The sequence below is a fragment of the Candidatus Methylacidiphilales bacterium genome (assembly GCA_025056655.1).
Taxonomy (GTDB): domain Bacteria; phylum Verrucomicrobiota; class Verrucomicrobiia; order Methylacidiphilales; family JANWVL01; genus JANWVL01.
In genome coordinates this window covers 1-5,049 of the sequence record JANWVL010000008.1, presented here as the reverse complement: position 1 = coordinate 5,049, position 5,049 = coordinate 1, and the positions used below count along the sequence as shown (strand labels likewise).

Genomic DNA, 5,049 nt, shown 5'->3' with positions numbered 1-5,049 from the left:
TTGGGTTGGGCTGAGGGGTGAAATGACGATTGCAGGCCTTGCACAGGTAGCGCTGGCTGCCGCTGTGATTCTTGCCTCGTTTGACCACCGATTCGCTTATGTCTCTTTGGACACTTCATGTATCCAATTTTATTTACTCCCCGGTGATATAGGCGATGATGGATTAAGCGCCACGGCTTTTCAATATTGTACTGATGGCTTCAGTGAGTATGCTGCTTTAAACTACCTTGGCGGATGCCTATGGTTATGCCGGGCAAGTAGCAGACCCATTCGGTTGAAGCAAGACTTGCCGAAGTGCGGAGGATCTTGCTCGGCTAGGTCTACGGATGCGGCGCTTTTTACGATGTGTGGAGGATAGGCGGCGATCGGTTGTATCCTTTGTGCAATGCTGGAATCGGCGGTATCCTTTCAAGCAAGCGTATCCAGGTTATCAAAGCTATCTGCGGGATTACGCAAATATTTTGGTTTAGATACTCCTAACCTCCACGGCGTTGATCTATTTTTGAATTTTACCAGCAAGTTATTAACAATCATTCAATGTTTGACTTGACTTACAGCCAGAAATATATACAATGTTTTGAGATTGATATGTAGGAGGAAGATATGGAAGATATCAAAATTGACGAAATGCTGAAATATCGAGACCAGCAAAAGAATATTACTTATGGTTTCACAAGTCCTGGCCTCTCATTTGTATATGGTTTTCCAGGATCATTCAAAAGCATGCTCATGAGCGATCTGGCTGTCGCATGTGCGACAGGTAAACCATGGCTTAAACCAGTAGCAAACACAGATATACCCCCTATAAATACACAAAAATCATCTGTGATTTATGTGGATCTTGCGAATGGTAAAAACAATATCATGACGCGCTTTGGTGCACTCCTAAGGGGGTATGGCATTAACTCAGCAAAGAACATACCATTGCATGTATTTTCGGCTTCTCCTGATGATCTTTCCGCCAAAGATAAACAATCTATGAATAAATTGAAAGAAAAAATATTAAGTTTTAATGCCAGCATGGTGTTTATTGATGTCTTCAGTCTTCCTGCTTTTGGTATAAAAGACGACGATCCTGATATTGCAGGAACTCTATATAATATAAAGAAAATTACGGAAGATTGTCTATGTTGTATGGTTATTATTTATACGCAATTAAATATAAGCCCAAGACAAAATGTAGAGGAAACAACTCGTCAAATTTCTTTGATCGACAAGGAAGCAGACTTCATATTACGAATAGAACGACTCAAGCAAATTAAAAATCAAGTCTTGCTAAGACCACTCAAATGTAAGCATGCATATTTGAATATTTATCAAGCCGAGTTCCAATTTTCACATTGGCCTAACACAAATAAACTTTGCTCAGCTAGTTTCTCTAGTTTTCAGGTAATGCCTCCAATGTCAGTTCAGAAGGCAACAGAGACATTTCATTTAGAAATGATGATGTAGGAATGATCAGGCGAAAAAGCAATTAAACAATATATTTATTTCAACATGACTGCAACTATTCGTGATGAGTTATAATATATTCTATGATAGATAGTGACAAAAAACTTGTTTTAGTTGCTGACAGTGATCCTCATATTATTCAGTTTATAAAGATGAATCTTGAACAAGGGGGATTTCATGTGGCAACTGCTGAAAATGGGCATGATGCTATAAATAAAACAAGAGAATTGTTACCTGACTGTGTTATTCTTGATGTTATTATGCCTGATATGGATGAATTTGAGGTTTTATTTTTGATCAGGAAGGAAAGCTATGTTCCTGTTATCATTCTTACGGCTAAAAGCGCTGAGAATGATAAGATTAAAGGATTATCAATGGGCGCTGATGATTATATAACCAAACCTTTTAATCCTCGTGAGCTCGTGATGCGCACTAAAGCTATAATTAGAAGAGCAGAATTACCACCTATGTTGAATGGATCAAACATTCATGTGGATAATCACCTTACTATTGATTTCAAGAACCGTGAGGCTATTGTAGAAGGCAAGCCAATTAAGTTAAGTCCAACAGAATGGAGACTGTTATACTATTTAGTGCAAAATGCAGGTAGGGTAATATCAAATGAACAATTATTGAGCTGGGTGTGGGGATGGGAATATCGTGATGATACTAAAAAGCTAAATTTGTACATAAAATATTTACGCAATAAGTTAGAAATAGATCCTTATAATCCAAGGTATATTCTAACAGAAAGGGGCACCGGATATCGTTTCGTAGATTTCCATAAGATATTAGAAGAAAAGCAAGATGACAAAATCGATCAAAATCAATTTCAAATTTGTTGATATGGTTAATTATTTTACATGTAAATATTTTTAATGCATAAATAAAATTTGATAATACCATCGGCTTTTAAATCCAGGATTGAATCATGCAATGTATCACCCCTCTAGATAAATAGTATATAATCGTAATAAATTTTTTTATAATACTTATAAGTTTAGTCAAGATCATATAGAATGAATTAGCCAGATATCTTGGCTTTATTATACTTTCAAATCACTCATTATTCTTAATTTAAAAACTTGCGCATATATTTATTATGTCTTATAATATAAGAGTGCTTGGCGTTTAATATAGATATTATGAATTGCTCATTAGGCAAGCTGTTTTATTATTCGAGTTGCTCAGACTACGAATTTAATTACACAAAAGAAAATCTAGAGAAGTTGTATAATGAATTTCATAATGAAGTATTTTATATAGCGCTTGAATTTATTAGAGATAAAAAAGCGAGTGGTCCATTTATCGGGATGAAAATACTAGCTGATTTAAAAGATGTCAGGGGACTTGATTTAATATATCAATACATTAATCATTATAACTGTAGTTATAGGATTATGGCTCATTATGCTCTATATAAATTAGGTGTATTATCATCCATCGAGAATATAAAGCACGAGATAAGAAATAACGATATCATATCTGCAAACATATTCCCAGCCATAAAAGTAATCATTCAAGACAAGGACGAATTATTTAATTCAGAAATATCTTCTTTAATTAAAGAGGAGGGCGTGAGCACAAATAATAAATTATTACTGGCCTCTCTCTTGATAGATACAAACTATCAATTGTCTATCGAGTATATCTTAAATAATATAAATATGGCATCTATCGATATCATAATTGATGTTATAAATATATTATCAGATCATGATTATATAAATACAAATGATGATTTATTAAAGATACGCGATGTGTTAAATAAAAATAATTTTTGCGAAAGTATATTGGACAGAGCTAAAAAATTTATTAATAAAAAAGCAACATCAATTCTTTATCAACAAGATCAAGCCACCATAAATGATGGTATAAAACAAAGCGATCTTATATTCAAATCTGTTGACGAAGTCATCACTTCCATATCAGAGAATAAAGATGATTTTGAAGTTGATAATCAGTGTAATAAACATATCCCTAGTGTTACCTTTATAAGTAGGTATATTATTAAAATCCTTGATAAACTTTTAGATGATCAAGAGAAGAATCCAATAAGAATTGCATCATATTTATTTAGTTTTATATTAAAATACATGGATAATGAAATAGTTATAAAAATTATAAAGTTTTTGCAAAAAAATGATCGTGGGTTACTTCAAGATATTTTCATGGAATTAGACAAAGAGATAAGAGATGAGTTATGTAATAACATTCAGATTAACATAAACAATTTGTTTTTAAACGTACTCAGTTGGATACGTGAAAACAATTTCCTTGATATTTTTAATTACTTAGACGGTATTCTGGAGAATAAAGAATTAAGTGTTGTGTGTAAGATAGATTTTGTCGAAACCATTATATATTTAAATAATAATAAAGCCATTGATTTTATTAATAATTACATATTTAGGTACCCCCATCATAAAATCTCAGAGATAATGCTTTTTTATACATATCAATACAAAAAAAGTGAGTTCGTAAAAATGGCTGAAAAAATAATCGATGTTATTAAAAACAGAGAGGATTTAAAGTATAGCAGAATATGGACTACCTTGCTGAATATGAACTTTATGCTCAATACACCAGAATCAATATCGTTGGTATATAATCAGATTTCAGAAAAGGATTTCTTTTGTTATAAAGATTGTTTGATCAATATTAAATACGTGGATATGGGTATACTCGCTAATGCTATGAAAATATTCACGGCTACATATAATGATGTAAAAAAGATAGATATTGTATTGACAAGAATAGAGAATAGCGTAAACGATAAAGAATGGTTCAAATCATATATCTTATCTTGCGCTAATTCAGTTGAAAAGAAATTAATTTATTTATTTTTGACAAAGATTGAACAGCTAACTCAAGGTCAACATTACTATTTATAGTTTTTTGATGCATAGAATACAAGCGTGGATGGTGGTTCACGAAAATAATGAATTATTTAATTTATAGTATTATAAATCAATATGTTTATTTATTTTATCACAGCCCCGTTATATAAATACATTCACTTAAAATACCGCAGTTTTACAATATTGAACGAATTGGTAATGCTTTCTACTCATATCCGTCTTATCCATATTTGGCGCAACAGAAGAGCTTCACCATAGTAGTCTAAATGAACATAACCAATAAAACTGATAGTCCAACATTGAAATGCCTGTAGCACTTGATCTGACCAAACCTTTAATACTATCGAGTTAGAATAGAGTATCTAATACATGGTTTATCCGAGGGAGTGCCTAAACCCAAATACTTGCGTGGCCCCGCGGATAGCTATGATAACCCGGATGCGCTTGCTTGAAGGGATTCCGCCGATTCCAGCATTGCACAAAGGACTCACCCGACCACCGTAGCTCATCCACACACCGCGAAAAGCACCGCGCCTGTCGGCTTAAGCAAGCAAGATCCCCCGCAACTCGGCGAGAGTTGCTTTAACTAAATAGGTCTACGAATTGCTCGGCGCAACTAGAGACAGCTGCCAAGGTAATCTAAAGCAGCATACCCACTAAAGCCGTCGGTGCAATACTGAAATGGGCTTGAAGCTTGATCCACCACCGCCTGTAACACTGTTTCATCGCGAGATAG

At 33.8% G+C, this 5,049-nt stretch carries 4 protein-coding genes; all 4 read left to right on the top strand.

Translation table 11 applies throughout. The features are described 5' to 3' along the window. Window positions 1–358: hypothetical protein (locus NZM04_00405; GenBank protein MCS7062505.1), on the top strand; the 358-nt coding region annotated here is incomplete at its 5' end. Between the two features lie 245 nt (window positions 359–603). Then, window positions 604–1,452, top strand: coding sequence for an AAA family ATPase (locus NZM04_00400; GenBank protein ID MCS7062504.1), 849 nt, complete (start codon window positions 604–606; stop codon window positions 1,450–1,452). A gap of 83 nt (window positions 1,453–1,535) precedes the next feature. Continuing rightward, complete coding sequence (locus NZM04_00395; protein MCS7062503.1) at window positions 1,536–2,297, top strand: response regulator transcription factor; 762 nt, start codon at window positions 1,536–1,538, stop codon at window positions 2,295–2,297. Window positions 2,298–2,597: 300 nt separating this feature from the next. Beyond that, window positions 2,598–4,346: a hypothetical protein gene (locus NZM04_00390; GenBank protein MCS7062502.1), complete on the top strand. Its 1,749-nt coding sequence runs from the start codon at window positions 2,598–2,600 to the stop codon at window positions 4,344–4,346. Window positions 4,347–5,049 lie beyond the last annotated feature (703 nt).

Excerpts from the sequence above, each read along its gene's own strand:
- NZM04_00395 (MCS7062503.1), top strand. The coding sequence starts at position 1,536 with ATGATAGATAGTGACAAAAAACTTGTTTTAGTTGCTGACAGTGATCCT.
- NZM04_00390 (MCS7062502.1), top strand. The coding sequence starts at position 2,598 with ATGAATTGCTCATTAGGCAAGCTGTTTTATTATTCGAGTTGCTCAGAC.
- NZM04_00400 (MCS7062504.1), top strand. The coding sequence starts at position 604 with ATGGAAGATATCAAAATTGACGAAATGCTGAAATATCGAGACCAGCAA.